The organism is Microvirga arvi (assembly GCF_016892765.1).
GTDB lineage: Bacteria > Pseudomonadota > Alphaproteobacteria > Rhizobiales > Beijerinckiaceae > Microvirga > Microvirga arvi.
The window spans coordinates 1-16,873 of sequence record NZ_JAFEMD010000064.1 but is presented as its reverse complement, the minus strand read 5'-3'; the positions used below and the strand labels follow the sequence as shown (position 1 = coordinate 16,873).

Here is a 16,873-nt window from a genome sequence, read left to right as displayed (position 1 = left end):
TCCCTAGAAGGGGCTGATCGGGAAGAAGCGCAGGTAGAGCTCCGCGTACTTCCCCTCCTTCCAGAGCTGCTGGAGGGCGAAGTCCAGGGCGCGGCGCAGGGTCTCATCCTCGGTGCGCGTGATGAAGCCGATCCCCTCCCCGAAGAAGCGGCTCTCGAGGTAGGGACCGCCCGAAAAATCACAGCATCCCGCCGCCTCCTCGCCCCCGATCCAGAGCGCAAGGCCGAGACCATCGGCAAACAGGTAGTCGATCTCACCATTCTTGAGAGCGCTCTGCGCTGCCGCCAGTTCCTGGTAAGGCTTGAGGGAGGCCCCTGTCATGAGCGCCTTGGCATAGGCCTCATGGGCGGTGCCGCCGACCACGCCGACAGCCTTGCCCTGAAGCGTCTTGGCATCGGGCGCCGGCTGGTTCCTGTCCTTCCGGACGGCAAAGCGGGCCGGGATCTTGAAATAGGGTCCGGTCACCGCAAAGCGCCGCCTCAGATCCGCCGTCACCGGAATGGCGGCCGCCACCACATCACCCTGCTTGTCATTGAGGGTGTTGAGAAGCGTATCGAAGCGGCGGACCTGGATGGTGCAGGTCAGGCTCAGGCGCTCGCAGGCGGCTCTGGCGAGTTCCACCGACAGGCCGGTCGGGTTGCCGTCCAGGCCCGAAAAGTGAAGCGGCGGAAAGTCGTCGTCGACCAGGAAGCGGATCGTGCGGGTCGCGGGCAGATCCGGACGCTCAAGCTGGCTCCGGGAATCCCAGAAATTCGGAATATTGATGCCCTGGGCCAGTGCGGCGCTGGATGCCAGCCAGAGGAAAACCATCATCCAGGCCTGCCGGATGGGCTTGATCTTGCCAAGAAAGCGAGCAACCAATGTAACGATATTTAGATCCATCGAGGCGACATTCTCTTGTACTTGGCTTCGCTCTGCTCCGGAATGCCCTCAAGCAACACCCGATGCTCATGAGGCAGGGTCTAGCGGACAGAGCCCCACAGTCAACAGCGCTGCCGATCGAGATCGGCTTTCTGGCCCGGCACGGCCATGCGACCGAAACCCTGCGGCATGCCGCGATCTTCGCCCAGATCGCCGGGGTTCCGGCCGATGAATTCCTCATCAAACAAGGCTTGGTCCCAGAGGAAGAATTCTATCGCGCCCTCGCTGCCGAACTCGGCGTGCCGTTCGTTGCATACCCGCGCCTGTCGCCGAGCGCCCGCTATCCAGAGAGCATCCTGGCGGCCCTGGCCCCCTTGGCCGGGCCTAAAGCCGGCTTCGTGGCGGCACCTCGGGGTCCGGCCCTGGCCAATCTTCTCAAAAACCGTCCTTTCAAACGTTTGCCGGCCATCACCACGCCCAGCCGGCTGAGAGAGGCCGTCTTCCGGGCTCAGGGGCCGCTCATCGCGCACCGGGCCGCTCACGATCTGACCGAACAGGCTCCTGAGCTTGCAACCGACCTCAGCTACGGGCAGATCGTCGTTCTTTGCATTGCTCTCGTGCTGGCTGCGTTCGGCCTCGGCTACACCCCCGGTTCGACCCTCGGGACTTTGGGGGCGGCCATGAGTCCCCTGTTCCTCGGGATGATCGTCCTCCGTCTCGCCACGTCGATCCTGAGCAATCCTGTCGGCCCCGCGGTCCAGCCGCCCCGCGCCGAAGATGCGGATCTGCCGGTCTATACGATCATTGCCGCCCTCTATCAGGAAAAGCGTGTCGTCACCCGCCTCCTCGAGGCCCTGGGACGGCTCGACTATCCGGCCTCTAAGCTCGACATCAAGCTCGTGCTGGAGGTCGACGATCGGGAAACGCCAGAGGCTCTCCGCGCCATCGCAGTGCCCGGCAATGTCGAAATCCTGATCGCTCCCCCAGGCGAACCTCGCACCAAGCCCCGCGCGCTCAATGTCGCCCTGCCCCTGGCGCGGGGACGCTTCACCGTCATCTACGATGCAGAGGATGTTCCCGATCCGGGACAGTTGCGGCTGGCGGTGTCCCGCTTTGCTGAAATGCCGCCGCGCGTCGCGTGCCTGCAGGCGCGGCTGACGATCGACAACACGGACGACACATGGCTCACCCGGCTATACACCATCGAGTACGCCGCCTTGTTCGACGTGTTCAATCCCGGACTGACGGACATCGGCAGCCCCATCGCTTTGGGCGGCACCTCGAACCATTTCCGCACCGCCGTGCTGCGGCGGATCCATGGCTGGGACGCCTGGAACGTGACCGAGGATGCCGATCTCGGGATCCGTCTGGCGCGGCTCGGCTATGACGTGAAGGACCTCCCCTCCTCCACCCTCGAGGAGGCGCCCGGCACCCTGCGGCTCTGGATGCGGCAGAGGACACGTTGGATGAAGGGCTTCGTTCAGACCGCCGCGGGCCATTCGCGCAAGCCCTGGACCATGCTGCGCCAGTTGGGGATCTGGCGTGCGTATTGCGCGCTCGTTCTGACCTGGGGAACCGCGCTCAGCGCCCTGATCTACCCACTGTTCACCGGGCTGTACGTGGCGTCATGGCTCTCCGGGACTAAACAGGCTATCGGCCTGCACTGGAAGAACGCCCTGAACGCCTATGCCTTGACGCTCTTCGCCTTCGGCGCATTGTCGGTTGTCATACCGGCCTGCGTAGCCCTTCACAGACGCGGTCTCTGGCGGCTGCTGCCCTGGGTTCCGCTGCTGCCGTTCTATTACGGCCTCGTCAGCCTCGCAGCCTGGAGAGGATTGTGGGAGCTGGCCATCGCACCTTTCCGCTGGAACAAGACGAGCCACGGTCTCGCCCGCACCTCGCGAGCCGGTCTCTTTCAGAAGCACCAGGCCAGGGTGGTGAGCACCAGATCGTTGAACACGGCGCCGCCATAACGCCACCACATGAGACCGCCCGTGGCGACCAGGCACAGAACCGCCCCGGCGATCAGACCCATGCGAGCCCGCCGCTCCTGACGGTCAGAGTGTCCGATATCCACGCTCATTCCGTGCTCCCAGAACGCGCCTTTGCAGGATCAGATATAGAGCGTTTCGGCCCTGGACGGAAGGGATCAGGCCTGGAGCCAGTTCCGCAATCGGGACAGGCGCGGCTCTTCCTCGGAGGCCACGGCCTGGACGAGCGCGGCTCTGCTGCCCACGAGGATCACCAGGCGGCTTGCCCGCGTCACCCCCGTATAGAGGAGCTTGCGCCGCAACATCGAGGCCTGCTGCAGCGCGACGGGGATGATCACGGCCGGGTACTCGGAGCCTTGCGCCTTGTGGATCGTCACCGCATAGGCGAGCGTGAGCTCGTCGAGCTCCTGCAGGGTGTAGGTCACGAGCCTGTCGTCGAAGGCGACGGTGAGTTCGCCGCACTCGCGGCTCACCTCGCGCACGATGCCCACCTCACCGTTGTAGACGTCCCGCTCGTAGTCGTTGCGGACCTGCATGACCTTGTCGCCGGGCCCGTAGATCCAGCCCGCCCGATGCAGGCTCTCGGGCCCCGGCGGGTTGAAGATCTGCTGCAGTTCCCCGTTTAGCATATGGGTGCCGAGCCGCCCGCGATTCATCGGGCACAGCACCTGGATGTCCCGTACCGGATCGAGGCCGAAGCGGCGCGGAATCCGGTCGCGCATGAGGATGGTCATCTTGGCCATGGCATCGGCCGGCGTGTCGGCCTCGACGAAGTAGAAATCCGAATCCGGCCGATGCCCGAGATCGGGAACGAGCCCTCGGTTGATCGCATGGGCCACCGTGATGATGCGGCTCTCCCGCTCCTGCCGGAACACCTCCTTCAGGTGCACCACCGGAACGGCATCGGACGCGATGATGTCGGAGAGGATCTGCCCGGGGCCGATGGAGGGAAGCTGATCCACATCGCCGACGAGGAGCAGGGAGGCCTCGTCCGGCAAGGCGCGAAGCAGCGCCGCCATCAGCCGGATGTCGAGCATCGAGGCCTCGTCGACGACGAGGAGGTTGCACTCGAGCGGCGTCTTCGCGTTGCGCCGGAAGCCGCCCTCGGAGGCTTCCAGCAACCGGTGGACGGTCTTGGCCGGAAAGCCCGTGCTCTCCGACAGACGCTTTGCCGCCCGGCCGGTCGGTGCGCAGAGCGCGATCGTCAGCTCATGCTGCGCGCACAGATGCGTCAGGCTCCTGATCAGCGTGGTCTTGCCCACGCCCGGCCCGCCCGTGACGACGAGAACTTTCGAGCGGCAGGCTGAGGCCAGCGCCTCCTGCTGGCTCGGCGAGTAGGACACGCCGATGGCCGCTTCGGCCTCGGCGATCACCTGTGCGGGATCGAGTCCGGTCCAGGGATGCAGCCCTTGCCCAATCTCCTTCAGGCGCAGCGCGATGAAGAGTTCCGCGCCGTAGAGATTCTTCAGGAAGATGCTGCGGCGCCCGTCGAGTTCGTCGGCGACGAGCTGACCCGCAGCACATTGCGCGTCGAGCACGGGCATCAGCTCGCCTCCAGGAACGTCGAGCAGACGGCTCGCCTGCCGCAACAGTTCCTCCGAAGACAGGCCGGAATGCCCCTCCCTGACGGCCTCCGACAGGATGGTGCTCAGACCGGCCTGAAGCCTGATCTCGGCCGTGGGTTCGACATCGAGCTGCAGGGCCACCTGATCGGCCAGGGCGAAATCGAAGCCGGGAATGTCGAGCACGAGACGGTACGGGTTGGCCTTGACGATGTCGATGGCGCCGACGCCATAGGCACGATAGATGCGCGTGAGCAGAAAGCCGCCGATGCCGTGTGCGTTGAGGAAAGCGGCGATCTCCTTCAGCGCGCGGTGCTCGGCCCAGGCCTCGCCGATGCTGAGGGCCTTGGCCATGGCGATGCCATGCACACGCGTCAGCTCATGCGGTTTCGTCTCGATCACGTCGAGGATGCGAGCGCCGAAGGATGCAATGAGTCTCTGGGCGAGAGAGGGCCCGACGCCTTTCAGGAGGCCGGAGCCGAGAAAGCGCTGCAGATCTTCCGCCGTGGTCGGCGCCGCGGTCATCAGTTCGCTCGCGCGGAACTGGACGCCATGATTGCGGTCATGCAGCCACCCGCCGCTCGCCTCGACAACCTCGCCGATGGCCACCGACGGCGCATGGCCCACAACGACGACGGGCTTGCGGTGCCCGCGCGCCTTCACGCGCAGCACGCAGAAGCCGGTCTCGTCGTTGTGGAACGTCACGCGCTCGATGGAGCCGACGAGATGTTCAGGAAGCGACAGCGCCTCCTGGTCGGAGGCCGCCAAGGCGGAGGAATTCGGCATCGATCAGCGGGACCAAAAGCGCCGGGACGCCATCGAGGAAAAGAAAAGGGCGAGACGGCTTCATCCCGTCTCGCCCATGATCGCAGCGAAAGTTAGGCTGCCTTCTTGGTCGGCCAGCCGAGTTCGACGAGGCGCGCCTTAGCGTAGTCGCGGATCTCGTCGCGGATGCCCTCCGGCAGTTCGGAGAGAACCTTCTGCGTGTCGGCATGAAGCATCAGGTCCGTGACCGCATTGATGGTCTTGGCCTTCTTGATCTTCGCCTTCAGATCGTCCTCGACCTTGCCGTCGGAGGAAGCAGCCTCGACCCTGCCCTTCTGCGGCTGAGGCTCGGTCTTCTCAAGCTCCACATGCGGGTCGGTAAAGCCCGGACGGCCCTGCTTGAACTCGTCCGCCTCTTCCTCGGAATAGACATAGCCATGCAATTCGATGAGCTTGAGGATCACGCGGTCCTTCGCCCGCTTCTCCGCCATGGCATAGACGTAGGCTGCCTGCTTGCCGGAGACGCGGTAGTTCACGCCGATCAGCGCCTCGCCGATCGACCACTCGATGCGTTCGCCCATGCGACCGGTGACCTGGATCACCGCCTCATCGCGCTCGGCGCGGATGATCTTGGGCTCGTCGAAGACAACCTTCGCCTGGGCCGCAATGCGCTCAAGAGTCTTGTGATAGATCACGGCCGTGCCCTGGACGCGCCAGACGTTGCCGGCCATCGGCTCGCCGAATTTGGCTAGCACCTCGGAGATTTTCTTGTCGGTCGTATTCATCCTCGATCCTAACGTTCAAAAGCACCCGTCGCTCGGCTTCACGCTCTTCTGACGCTTTCGCGTTTCGGCAGGCGTGTTCGTTCTTTGTTCTATACCAAATTTAGCTTCCTCAGTCTACTTGAGGACCGGTATGTCAGGCCATTTAAATCATTAGTTTCAGTAGTTTACCCGGTGTGCTGTTTTGTCTCATGACATCCTAGAGGAGCCCATGAGTTGGAGGCGTTTTTGGCGGGCTGGGATGCTGGTCATGATTTGACCATAACAAGCATGTTCTATATATGTTCTCATAAGCCAGATGTCGACGCTCGCCGGAATTCTGGACGGCCTGGCTATTCATCGCAACCGCCACCCTGGAGGACCGGATGTCCGCGCAAGCGATCCTCGACCTTTCGGATCGACGCCCTGCCCGCCGTAGCGGCACCCGCCGGGCTGCCAAGCGCCCCGCCACGCCGCTCACGCGCAATGCCCTGATCGCGGATTTCCTGTCGGTCTGCGAGCTCGATGCAGATGTGGAATGCTTGCGTGCTCCGGCCGATCCGGCAACCTTCGTGATCGGTGACGAGACCATCGAACACAGCGCCGATTTCGAGGTCGTTCGCGACGGCTCCGCCTACCTCGTCGATGTGGCAACGGATGACGACCTGCTGAACCATCCCCTGCGCGCCGCCGCCATCCACGGGATCACATCGTCCGACGGTCGCCCCTTCATCATCGAGACGGCGGCAAGCATCCGGGCGGAGCCGCGCTTCACCACCATGCGCCTGATCATGGCCTGCAAGCGCACGCCCGTGACGGCGGGCGACCGGGTACGCATCCTGCACCAGCTCGACGAGGTCGGCGCCATGCGGCTTGTCGACTGCGCCAGCGCCGTCATGAACACGCAGGACGGCGTGGCTGCCGTCCTGGCGCTGGCCTGCGAGGGCCTGATCGCGGTCGATATCAGCCGCCCGATCCTGCCGGAGACGCAGGTGCGCCGCCGGCGCCTGCCCTTCGCCGATCCGTTTGCTTTCTAGAGCATTGTCCGGCGAAGTGGCTCCGGTTCGCCGTCAAGACAATGCGTTTGCGACCACTATGATTGCGCGGCGTGGCGCTCCACTGCCTCGCCGAGGAGCGAGCGCACGATGGCGCGTACGGCGTCCGATGTGCTGTCGGCGGCGAACTTCGCCTCGATCTCGTCGCGAATGATGGAGCCGTCGCCGCTGCGCTTCAGCTCGGTTGAGGATTCCGCCTGAAGCAGGGTGACGAAGGCGCTCTCCACCTCGCGTGCCACCATCGCTTCATCCGCGGCATCGACCACGCGTCCCGTGAGATCGAAGACATTGCGCTCGAAGGGCAGCGCCTGTGCCTCCAGCTCGCCGCTGCCATCGAGAATCCAGGCGCGCGGCACGTGGTCCACGAGATCGACGGACTGGCGCGTGATGTTGCCGGGGTTGAGCCAGCGCGTCCGACCGGCCAGGATCGACTTTTGGGTCTTGTGGATGTGCCCGTTGATAAGCACGTCGCAGCCCTCGACCGCAAAGGGCGGCACGGCGCCGGGGTAACCGCCGTCGAAGGCGATGTCGTGATGCGTGAACCAGGCCTGCAGATCGGCGCCGGAGAAGAAGCCGCGCGCATCCGTGGGAATGGCCTGGCCGTAGGGTGTCATGCCGACGCCGATCCGGCGCGCTCCGATCTGGAACTCGGTCACGGGTGCGGACGTCGCCACCACATCGACGATGTCGCAGAGGCCCAGGAGCGCCAGCGAGTCGCCGTCGGTCAGCGTCGTGTGCTGAATGTCGTGATTGCCCACGTTCACGAGAGGCCGATGATGGAAGCTCTTCAGGATGCGGACGAGCTGGTTCTTGAGCGCCATGTCGGTCTCGACCGGACGGTCGAAGAGATCGCCGAGGATGACGACGGCCAATTGCCGCTCGTTGGCAATCGTCACGCAGCGCTCCAGCTTGCCGAGCACGGCCTGAGGCCAGATGGCATCCTTGCGCCGGCCGGGACGCCGCGAGCCCACATGCGGATCCCCGATCACGAGAATGCCGCTGCAGGCCACAGGGGGAAGTCGATCTCCGTTCAGGATCATGCGGTGAGCCGCTCCGAGGCTTTAAGCGAATGGGCGTGATGGTCGAGCAGGGTCTCAGGCTTCACGGGCGAACCGCAGGTCGGGCACAGGCCGCCGGTCTCCTCGACGAGACGCGCCATCTCGGCCTGCAGAGATTTCAGCCCCTCATCGACCTGCGCCATGCGCCCACGGGCGATCTGCGAGGCGCTGCGAAGATCGTTCATCCGCTTCAGAATGTTTTGTGCCGCCGCGGTGTTTTCAAGGGTTGGGGACGATGTGGGCAGCTCCTGCAAGGCCTTCAATCGCACTTGGCTGCGCGCGAGGTCGCGACCCAGCTGAACCACCTGGCGCCCGATGCGCTCGCGTTCGCGCGAGCGCTCGACGGCGCGGGTGAGATCGGCGAGCTGCTCGCCGGCCGGAAGCTTCTCCGTGATGCGGGCGCGAGCCTCAGCCCTCGCCAGCCCCTGCTTGACCCCGGCAAGCTGCGCCGCGTGTCTCTGCAGCTGCTCCAGCCGCGCGGCTTCCGTCGTGATGCTCTCCGCCTTCAGGCGCGCGGCCGAGAGCTTCACCTTCAGCGCCTCGAGTTCCTTCAACCCTTCGAGCGTGTCGCTCAACCCCATCAGCTCGCGCTCGCCATGGCGCGCGAGATCGTTGTCGCGACGGCAGCGCTCGCGGTGGATGACGAGCATGTCGCGGATATAGCCCGCCTCCTGCCCGATGGAGAGAACGGCCGAGCGCCGAGACGCCGCCTCGCCCAAGAGGAACACCGGAAACTTCTGATGCGCGATGTGGACGTCGAGATCCTCGACCTTGCGGATGCGGATGAGATCGGCGACCCAGTCCGGCACATTGCGGCCGCCGGTCTCGTAGCGCATGCCCTGCTCCTCGACAACGGAACCATCCGCCTCGTGCAGCGACCAGATGTTGACCGGCGAGCGGCGCGGTTGCCGCGTGAAGCGCAGCGTCCTCCGTCCGGCAACGCCGATCTCCACCAGTGCCGACTTTGCGCCGGCGCGCACGAGGCTGTCGCGCGCCTCGCCATAGAACACGGCGCGTAGCGCACGGATGAAGGTGGACTTGCCGCGGTTGTTCGGGCCGATGAGCGCATTGACGCCCGGGCTCAGAGGCAGCGTCGCATCCTTGTAGGCCTGCACGTTGACGAGGCGGATGAAGCGCAGGCCCGGCTGCGCATCGTCCCATTGCGCGCTGGTGTCGGAGGACAGCACCTCGACACCGGTGGCGGGCTCCCCAGCGATGCGCGCGATGTGGAACTTGCCGGAGAACTGCGACAGGTCGTGATGCGAAACGGCCAGGCACTGCACGCCGAGACGCGCGGCCCCATCCTCCAGCACCGTGTAGAAGGACGACACGCGGTCCGGCGCGATCCAGCAATCCGCCTCGTCGAGCGCCAGAAAGCGCGCCACATCCGCCTTGACCACGGCGATCAGGCGCAAAGCCATGCCGATGACATTGGTGAGCGCGCCGCCATTGTCCTCGAGCACATCCTCCAAGCTACCGTCGGGGCGGCGCACGCAGATGTCGAGGGAGGCGAGACCGCGCTCCGTCGAGAGCTCCAGCGCCACCGGCTTTTCGCCCGGCAGAACCTCCTGCACCAGCGCCGTCAGCAGGGTCTCGAAGGCGGACAGGCTGCGGCGGCTTGCGGAGCCGTGCACGGTCTCGATGAAGGCCTCCACCTCGTCCTTCACCGCCAAGCGGCCCTTGGCGAGCTCGATCTCCCGCTTCAGCTCCGCGACCCGTGTGCGGATAGCATCGCGCCGCCCCTCGAGGCGCGCGAGGGACGCCTCCGCGCGCGTGACATCGTGATTGATGGAAGGCAGGATCAACGCTCGTCTCCGAGCTGCTTGAGGCGCGCCTCGACCTCTCGCAGAGCCGTACCGAACTCTTCCGCAAGCTTGGCGTTCCGTGCCTGGGCTTCTTCGATCAGCCCCTGAATTTCCGTCTCGTCGTCGGTTCCCAACTCGGTCCTGGCGAGCGCGCGCGCCTCCTCAAGATCGCGCGTCAGACGCTCGACCTCGCCCTCCGCCCTGATCCGCTCCGCCCGCAGCTTGTCGAAGGTCTTGCGCAACTCCTCCAGGCGCCGGAGCTGGTCCGTCTCAACGCGTGTCAGGCTGGTCATCGAATCGCGGCTCCGTTGCAGATGAATGGTCGAGCTTCAGTTATCGTCAGCGATATTTCGTCGCAACGACTTTGCCTCTTTTTGGACTGGATCAGGGACGATCTCTTCAATCCTGGCACCCGACCCTCCACATAGTATCCGTTACTCCAAGATTACAGTCTCCAACAGCGGACTTTGCTTGACACAGAGGCCGCTGAGGCTATGTTCTTGTTTTGTTCACATCATCTGTATGCGTCGTGGATGTGACCTCATTAGGGCAGTGCCGAACGGCCCTTAGCACAAGGATCTGGTGATGAGCGCCATGATGGAAGAGCGACCGATCTTCGAGAACGAGGAATGGCTCGTGAGCGCGAGCGGCCTCGAGCACAAGCGGACCGGCTATTTCATCGACCGCGAAAGCCTCGGGCAGCGGCGCGAGGATGGGTTGTGGTCATGGCCGCTGCACATGGCGGAAAAGAGCTGGTGCGGCATGCAGCCGTTCTCCGAGGCCTTCACCTGCGCCCTGTCTGTTTACGGCATCGGCGCGGGCGTGGATCTGGCGCAGAGCCTCAAGGTTGCGCGCTGCGAAGTCGCGGCCTGGCCGAAGGCTACAAGAGCTGTCTCAGGCTCCGTTCCGGCCATCCCGCGCCCCTTGCATCAAACGGGTCCAAACCCCATTTTAGTGAAGCCGCGCTCTTCATATAAACCCTTGAATGGTCAAGGTTTTCAGGGCGCGAAATTAGTTTGGCGCATGCGCACCGAAACCGGCATGCGTCCGTTTTTGAAGAACCTGCACAACCGTTCCGAACGTCTGACCGCAGCTCGCGAAGCCGGCCCGTCATGGCAGGCGCCGCGCCGCATTCGAAAGACCGGGACGAAGCTCGTTCGGCTGCTTCAGGCGGCCTGGAACATACGGTGAGACCAATGCCGAGCTTTGGGCTTGAAGAGATGATGCGCAACGGCGCGAGCGCTTTTCAGGGCGACATCTCCGGTGCGGAGACGTCGGCGCCTGAAACTGCGGACGAGTTCGTGCAGCATGTGATTGAGGCGATCTGCCATGCCAGCGTGACGCCGGCCATCGGCCGTCGCACGTTCGAGCGCTGCATCCGCGCGCTGAGCTTCGGCTCCACTGCTCGCGTGGGCTTTCGCCATCCGGCGAAGGCTGAGGCCATCGACAGGGTCTGGCGCGAGCGTGAGCGCCTGTTCGAGGAATACACGGCAAGCCCGGACAAGCTGCGTTATCTCGCGACGCTGCCCTGGATCGGCCCCGTGACGAAACACTCTCTGGCCCGCCGGCTCGGCGTCTATGCCGAACAAGGACAACGGGCCGTTGCCTGAGACGAAACAACAAGAAGAGGTATCAACCCATGGCTAAGATACGCGCAAGCGATGTCGGCTTCTGCGTTGTCGACGGCAACGCCAACGTCATCGCAGACAACCTCGTCCACCGCATCCGCGAGACCGCCGCGGAGATGGAGAGCCAGGTCAACCGGCTCTACCGGGGACGCCAGGCTTACGACCTCGAGGCAGGCACCAAGCACGATCTCGAGAAGGCCATCGAGCAGCTCACCTACATGGCGCGGACGCTGCGCGATGTGCAGAGGGAGCAGTCGCAGGTGATTTACCTCCAGGCGGCCGAGTAACGCCCAAGCTGCATGAATTCCGGGGAGCGGTGAGGCATCACCGCTCCCTTTTTACATGGTCGTCCGCCCCGCAGCAGACCCTGTCATTTCAAGACGGCTCTCACCTTCACCCTTGTGTTTCACGTGGAACAAATATAGAACAATAGGTGATGCCCACCTTGGGGCAGGAATGTGCAACCGACCTGAAAACGTGCGGCATTTCCCATGCCCCAGCTGTTCAGGAGATATAAGTGGAGAGGCCATTATGGCTGGATCTGTGAACAAGGTGATATTGGTTGGCAATCTGGGCCGGGACCCTGAGGTTCGCCGGTTGGGCAACGGGGAGCCGGTGGTGAACCTGCGGATTGCCACGTCCGAGACCTGGAAGGACAAGGGCACGGGCGAGCGCAAGGAGAAGACCGAGTGGCACTCGGTGGTGATCTTCAACGAGAACTTGGGCCGGGTGGCCGAGCAGTACCTGAAGAAGGGCTCGAAGGTGTATCTTGAGGGCCAGCTGCAGACGCGCAAGTGGACCGACCAGTCGGGCCAGGAGAAGTACACCACCGAGGTGGTGCTGCAGCGCTTCCGCGGCGAGCTGACGATCCTGGACAGCCGCGGCGGCGGCTCGTCGGACTTGGCCGAGGAGGAGCCGGGCCAGGTCGCCAGAGGCGGCGACTTCGGGCGCTCCTCGCCGATGGAGCGCAGGCCGGAACCGGCAGGCGGCTCCCGTCACAGCGATTTCGACGACGACATCCCGTTCTGATCCCTGCAGAACCGATGCTTCCAGAAATCCGGGCTTCGCGCCCGGATTTTTTGTGCCCCATGCGGGCAACCTCAAACCTCGGCCGAAGTCTTCCTCACCTCGTGCCGCGCGCGCTGCGCCCGCTCCACCTCGCGCAGCTTGCGCGCCCTCTCCCGCAGCTCGTCACGGCTTGCCCACCACCAGCCACGGGTCGAGCGGAGTTCAGGCTCCTCATCCGTGCGAGCGGGTCTGGTACGATAGACCTCCTGCAGGCTCGGCATCCGCCACCGGGCCCAGACATAGCGGGCCGGATCGTCCCGAACGTGCGGATAGAACTCCGCCACCTCAGGATCATGGAGGGGGAGGTCCTGGATATCCTCGAACACGACGACGCCCCACCGGTCGATGGACACCGGGAGCCCGAGAGGCGGCAGGTCGTCGCCCGTAACAGGATAGCGCCTGCGCCGCCGCTCGGCCTGAACCCGGCTTGTCTCCTCGGAAACTTGCGCTTTCTGCTCCTCGCGTCGCTTCTGGCGCGCGGCGGGCTCATTGCGGCGAGCCGCCGCCTCGATGTCGGGCCAGCGCGATTTCAGCTCCTCGTAGGAACGGAACGGCACCCGCCAGATCCGCTCCTCCGGGTCCCAATGAGCCCACGGAATGGACCGCAGAGCCTCCACGATCGTGCGCGAATAGGGTGTGCGCACCCTCAGATCATCCGCAATCGTGAGGTAGGAGCTCTCCAGGGGGTCAAAAGCAAACGCATCCCGCCCTTTGGCATCTGCATGCCGGTCCAGGGTTTGCAGTTCCTGCGCCACCCATGTGTCGAGCCGCTGGACCGCTGTCGTGCCAGGCACGAACCAGCGCAGCTCCGCACCGCGCCATCTTGCCCGGGGAAAGGTCTCGCGGAAGCGTCGCACCAGATCGCGATCATAAGGAAAGGCCGCGTAGGCGCCCGGCTTCTCCTCGTCATCGGACGGAGCAATCTGGAAGGCGGATGCAATCTCCATGTAAGACCGCTCTTAAGGCCATGATGTGGTTCACTTTGAAAACACAACAGCCTGCCCGCCGATTTAGATCCCCATCAAGGCCGCACCCCTATCTACCGTGGCGATCGACAGGCCCCGACGTTCCTCCGTTTCTATCGGCGACCGTCGCTTCCCGAGCCGACCCGTCTCCAACGTCGAAAAACGCCGCATCTAAGATTCAGCTTTAAGGAAGCAATCTCATGTATAGTCTCCTTCGATCTCCTCGATTTTACTACAAATGATACAATATTGTTATTGCATGACTCTTCAGCCGGTTCCTTCTTCGCCCGCCGAACGCCAGCCGTGAGGACCGGAAGCCAATGACGCAACTCGTCGTCAAAAAACTCTCCCCTCCCTGGGCGGAAGCCGATCGCGTGACAGCCTTGCGGAGCTTTTCAATCATGGGCACGGAGCCTGAAAAGGCTTTCGATGACATCGCCAGGATTGCTGCGAGGGTCTGTCATACGCCGATCGCCCTCATCAACTTTGTCGATGAGCACCAGCAATGGTCCAAGGCCAGTGTCGGCGCGAACCTTCGCGAAACCGCTCTCGACGCAGCCTTCTGTGCGCAGGCGATCCTTCAGCCCGATCTCTTCGTCGTCACGGATGCAGTCGATGATCCGCGCTTTACCTGCAATCCTTTCGTGCAGGGCGAGCCGGAACTTCGCTTCTACGCTGGGGCAGTCATCAAGACCGATGAAGGGCTTCCTCTCGGCACCGTCTGCGTTCTGGACTCGAAACCGAGACCGCAGGGACTGTCGCAGGAGCAATCCGACACGCTCCTCACTCTCGCCGCAAGCGTCATGAACCTGCTCAAGCTCCGCCGGACCGAGCGTGCGCTGGCGCAGGAACGGCAGTCGTTCACAGCGATTGCCGATGCCCTTCCCCACATGATCTGGTCTGCCCGCAGCGACGGACATGATGAGCATTCCAACAGGCACTGGTACCAGTTCACCGGCGCGCCTGCCGGCTCTTCGACAGGGTCCGGGTGGATTGAGATGCTCCACCCCGATGATCGCGAGCCGACCTGGGCCCGATGGCAACACTCGGCCCAGACAGGCGAGCCTTACGAAGCAACCTGCCGCTTGCTTCATCATTCGGGTGAGTATCGATGGATCCTGGCGCGGGCACTGCCATCCTATGACTCGCAAGGCACGATCGAGCGCTGGTTCGGCACATATACCGATATCCATAATTGGAAATCGGCCGAGAGTGAAGCAGCCGAGCGGCAGGAGCAGTACAAGGCTCTCCTGGAGGCGAGCGCCGTTGTCCTGTGGCTCGCCGCTCCTGACGGAACGCTGACGCATCTTGAGGGCACCATTGAGATCGGCGGCCTGATCGGCGATGCGTATGCGGGTCAGGGATGGCTAGACTTCGTTCATCGCGATGACCTTGCCAGGGTCAAAGCTGCGTGGCTGTGGGCTGTATCCTCAGGGGCCCCGTATCAGAACGAATTTCGAATCAAGCTTGCCGACGGTGAATACCGGTGGATGCTCGCGAATGCGGTTGCCCTGCGGAATCCAGACGGGACCATTCGTGAATGGGTGGGCAGCATAGCGGATATCCACGACCGCAAGCTGGTCGAAGAGAAGCTCCGCGACAGCGAGGAAAGGCTGCGACTTGCCCTTCATGCAGGGCGCATGTTCGCATGGGAGCAGGATCTTCGGACCGACTACATCACTCGCTCTCAAAACGCGATGTCCCTTCTCGGGGTCGGCTCCGGTTCGCTGGCGGACTTTCTAGATAAGGTGCATCCTGAAGATCGAGCTCTACGGCAGCATTATGCCCGGCAGGTAAAGGCCCAGGGATCCTACACATCCGAGTTCCGGTACATCCTGCCGAGCGGAAAAGTGCTTTGGTTTGGCTCGCGAGCAGAGCTCGCTTCGGCAGATCGTGTGGTCGGCGTCACTTTCGACATCACGGACCGCAAAGCGGCGGAAGAGGAGATCTGGCGGACAGCCAATCATGATTCCCTGACCGGGCTTCCCAACAGAGGGCTGTTCCACCGCTGTCTCGAGCAGGCTTTGTCGGATGCCAGGATCAGCAGCACAAGCGTTAGCCTCCTCCTGATTGACCTGGATGACTTCAAGGACGTGAACGACACCCTCGGTCATGATGCCGGGGATGCCCTGCTTCAGGAGGCATCCCGTCGCCTCGCCGATCTTGTGCGTCCATCCGATACCGTTGCAAGACTCGGCGGTGACGAGTTCGCGATTCTTCTCAAGGATTCGATGACGCTGGATGAGGCTGCGCAATTCGCAAACCGTATCGTCGGCACATTGCGCGAGCCGTTCACTTACCGGAAACGCATTGTGTCGAGTCGCGCCAGCATTGGCGTTGCTGCCTTTCCGGACCATGGTCGCGACCCGGCCGAACTGATGAAGAGCGCCGATATCGCTCTTTACCGTGCCAAGGCACAAGGCCGGAACCGCGTGCTGACTTACTCACCCGTCATGCGACATGAAATCGAAAAGCGGGTCTCCCTTGGTGCCGACCTTCGCGAGGCCCTGGCAAGGAGCGAGATCGTACCCTTCTATCAACCCAAGATCTGTCTTTCGACGGGGCGGATCGTGGGTTTCGAGGCTTTGGCGCGCTGGGAACACCCGACAAGAGGCGTTCTGAGCCCCACCTTCTTTGGCGCCGCGTTTGAAGATGCGGATCTCGCTCCGGCGATACGCCGGCAGATCGTCGCGAAGGTCGCAGCCGATATGCGCCGATGGGGCGAGAACAAGCTGGCCTTCGGCCGCGTTGGGGTGAACTTCTCATCCGCTGACTTCAGCCAGCCGCGCCTAGTGGACGAGATCCTCGAAGTTCTCGATGAGGCTCGGATCCCGACGGAATCCTTCGAGATCGAGATTACGGAGACGGTGCTGCTGGGTCGAAGCTCCGAATGCATATCAGCCATTCTCAGGCAGTTCCGCAACAGCGGCATCGGCATTGCCCTGGATGACTTCGGGACAGGATACGCTTCTCTCATGCACCTCAAGCACTTTCCGGTCGATCACGTGAAGATAGACCGGACTTTTGTCGAGGATCTTGATCGGAATGCGGACGACGAAGCCATCATCGCAGCGGTGACCCGCTTGGGCAGAAGCCTGAACATCAAGATCACAGCCGAAGGCGTCGAGACGCATGGTCAGGAGCAACGCCTGCAGCGCTTAGGCTGCCATTATGCCCAGGGATACTTGTATTCCGCTGCTGTTCCCGGCTGTGCCGTTCCGGGTCTGCTGGAGCGTTTCCGCCGTCGCTCAGGCGCGTGATGGTCTTCAGACGCATCAAAGCCCCTGCGGCTTTCGCCTGCGAGGGCTTCTGTTTGGTTGCGGGGACAGGATTTGAACCTGTGACCTTCAGGTT

General features: G+C 63.4%; 15 protein-coding genes. 7 read left to right on the top strand and 8 right to left on the bottom strand.

Annotation, left to right across the window (positions count from 1 at the left end; genetic code table 11):
* Nucleotides 1–3: 3 nt before the first annotated feature.
* Nucleotides 4–882, bottom strand: a complete 879-nt coding sequence (locus tag ILT44_RS25285) for a transporter substrate-binding domain-containing protein (RefSeq protein ID WP_204242379.1) — start codon at nucleotides 880–882, stop codon at nucleotides 4–6.
* A 62-nt stretch (nucleotides 883–944) separates the two neighbouring features.
* Here ILT44_RS25285 and ILT44_RS25280 point away from each other — a divergent pair, with 62 nt between their 5' ends.
* On the top strand, nucleotides 945–2,834 hold the full coding sequence (locus ILT44_RS25280) for a glycosyltransferase (protein ID WP_204242378.1): 1,890 nt from the start codon (nucleotides 945–947) through the stop codon (nucleotides 2,832–2,834).
* Here ILT44_RS25280 and ILT44_RS25275 read toward each other — a convergent pair.
* The 3 genes from ILT44_RS25275 to ILT44_RS25265 form a co-directional block, all read right to left on the bottom strand.
* Nucleotides 2,777–2,944: a hypothetical protein gene (locus tag ILT44_RS25275; RefSeq protein ID WP_204242377.1), complete on the bottom strand. Its 168-nt coding sequence runs from the start codon at nucleotides 2,942–2,944 to the stop codon at nucleotides 2,777–2,779. The genes ILT44_RS25280 and ILT44_RS25275 overlap by 58 nt on opposite strands.
* A 66-nt stretch (nucleotides 2,945–3,010) precedes the next feature.
* Nucleotides 3,011–5,200 (bottom strand): SF1B family DNA helicase RecD2, encoded by a 2,190-nt coding sequence (recD2, locus tag ILT44_RS25270; RefSeq protein WP_204242376.1) that lies wholly within the window; start codon nucleotides 5,198–5,200, stop codon nucleotides 3,011–3,013.
* Between the two features lie 92 nt (nucleotides 5,201–5,292).
* Nucleotides 5,293–5,964, bottom strand: coding sequence for a hypothetical protein (locus ILT44_RS25265; protein WP_204242375.1), 672 nt, complete (start codon nucleotides 5,962–5,964; stop codon nucleotides 5,293–5,295).
* A gap of 362 nt (nucleotides 5,965–6,326) precedes the next feature.
* Here ILT44_RS25265 and ILT44_RS25260 point away from each other — a divergent pair, with 362 nt between their 5' ends.
* A complete protein-coding gene (locus ILT44_RS25260) occupies nucleotides 6,327–6,977 on the top strand; it encodes a hypothetical protein (protein WP_204242374.1) in 651 nt (216 codons plus the stop codon).
* A 56-nt stretch (nucleotides 6,978–7,033) separates the two neighbouring features.
* Here ILT44_RS25260 and ILT44_RS25255 read toward each other — a convergent pair whose 3' ends face one another.
* Genes ILT44_RS25255 through ILT44_RS25245 form a run of 3 tightly spaced genes read right to left on the bottom strand, consistent with a single transcriptional unit; the run spans nucleotide 7,034 to nucleotide 10,151 of the window.
* A complete protein-coding gene (locus ILT44_RS25255; RefSeq protein ID WP_204242373.1) occupies nucleotides 7,034–8,035 on the bottom strand; it encodes a metallophosphoesterase in 1,002 nt (333 codons plus the stop codon).
* The gene (locus ILT44_RS25250; RefSeq protein ID WP_204242372.1) at nucleotides 8,032–9,858 is read right to left on the bottom strand and encodes an AAA family ATPase; all 1,827 of its coding nucleotides are present in this window, start codon (nucleotides 9,856–9,858) and stop codon (nucleotides 8,032–8,034) included. Before ILT44_RS25250 ends, ILT44_RS25255 begins: the two co-directional genes overlap by 4 nt.
* Entirely contained in the window at nucleotides 9,855–10,151 is a 297-nt protein-coding gene (locus ILT44_RS25245; RefSeq protein WP_204242371.1) for a hypothetical protein, read from the bottom strand. Before ILT44_RS25245 ends, ILT44_RS25250 begins: the two co-directional genes overlap by 4 nt.
* A gap of 292 nt (nucleotides 10,152–10,443) precedes the next feature.
* Between ILT44_RS25245 and ILT44_RS25240 the strand changes: the two genes are divergently transcribed.
* The 4 genes from ILT44_RS25240 to ssb all read left to right on the top strand — a co-directional run bounded on the left by ILT44_RS25240 (nucleotide 10,444) and on the right by ssb (nucleotide 12,515).
* Nucleotides 10,444–11,049, top strand: a complete 606-nt coding sequence (locus tag ILT44_RS25240; RefSeq protein WP_204242370.1) for a hypothetical protein — start codon at nucleotides 10,444–10,446, stop codon at nucleotides 11,047–11,049.
* Entirely contained in the window at nucleotides 11,046–11,468 is a 423-nt protein-coding gene (locus ILT44_RS25235) for a hypothetical protein (protein WP_204242369.1), read from the top strand. The genes ILT44_RS25240 and ILT44_RS25235 overlap by 4 nt, the downstream gene beginning before the upstream one ends.
* Nucleotides 11,469–11,497: 29 nt before the next feature.
* On the top strand, nucleotides 11,498–11,773 hold the full coding sequence (locus ILT44_RS25230) for a hypothetical protein (RefSeq protein ID WP_204242368.1): 276 nt from the start codon (nucleotides 11,498–11,500) through the stop codon (nucleotides 11,771–11,773).
* Between the two features lie 244 nt (nucleotides 11,774–12,017).
* The gene (gene ssb, locus ILT44_RS25225) at nucleotides 12,018–12,515 is read left to right on the top strand and encodes a single-stranded DNA-binding protein (RefSeq protein WP_204242367.1); all 498 of its coding nucleotides are present in this window, start codon (nucleotides 12,018–12,020) and stop codon (nucleotides 12,513–12,515) included.
* Nucleotides 12,516–12,586: 71 nt separating this feature from the next.
* Here ssb and ILT44_RS25220 read toward each other — a convergent pair whose 3' ends face one another.
* Nucleotides 12,587–13,501 (bottom strand): hypothetical protein, encoded by a 915-nt coding sequence (locus tag ILT44_RS25220; RefSeq protein ID WP_204242366.1) that lies wholly within the window; start codon nucleotides 13,499–13,501, stop codon nucleotides 12,587–12,589.
* Between the two features lie 338 nt (nucleotides 13,502–13,839).
* Here ILT44_RS25220 and ILT44_RS25215 point away from each other — a divergent pair, with 338 nt between their 5' ends.
* Nucleotides 13,840–16,779: a bifunctional diguanylate cyclase/phosphodiesterase gene (locus tag ILT44_RS25215; protein ID WP_204242365.1), complete on the top strand. Its 2,940-nt coding sequence runs from the start codon at nucleotides 13,840–13,842 to the stop codon at nucleotides 16,777–16,779.
* Nucleotides 16,780–16,873: the final 94 nt, after the last annotated feature.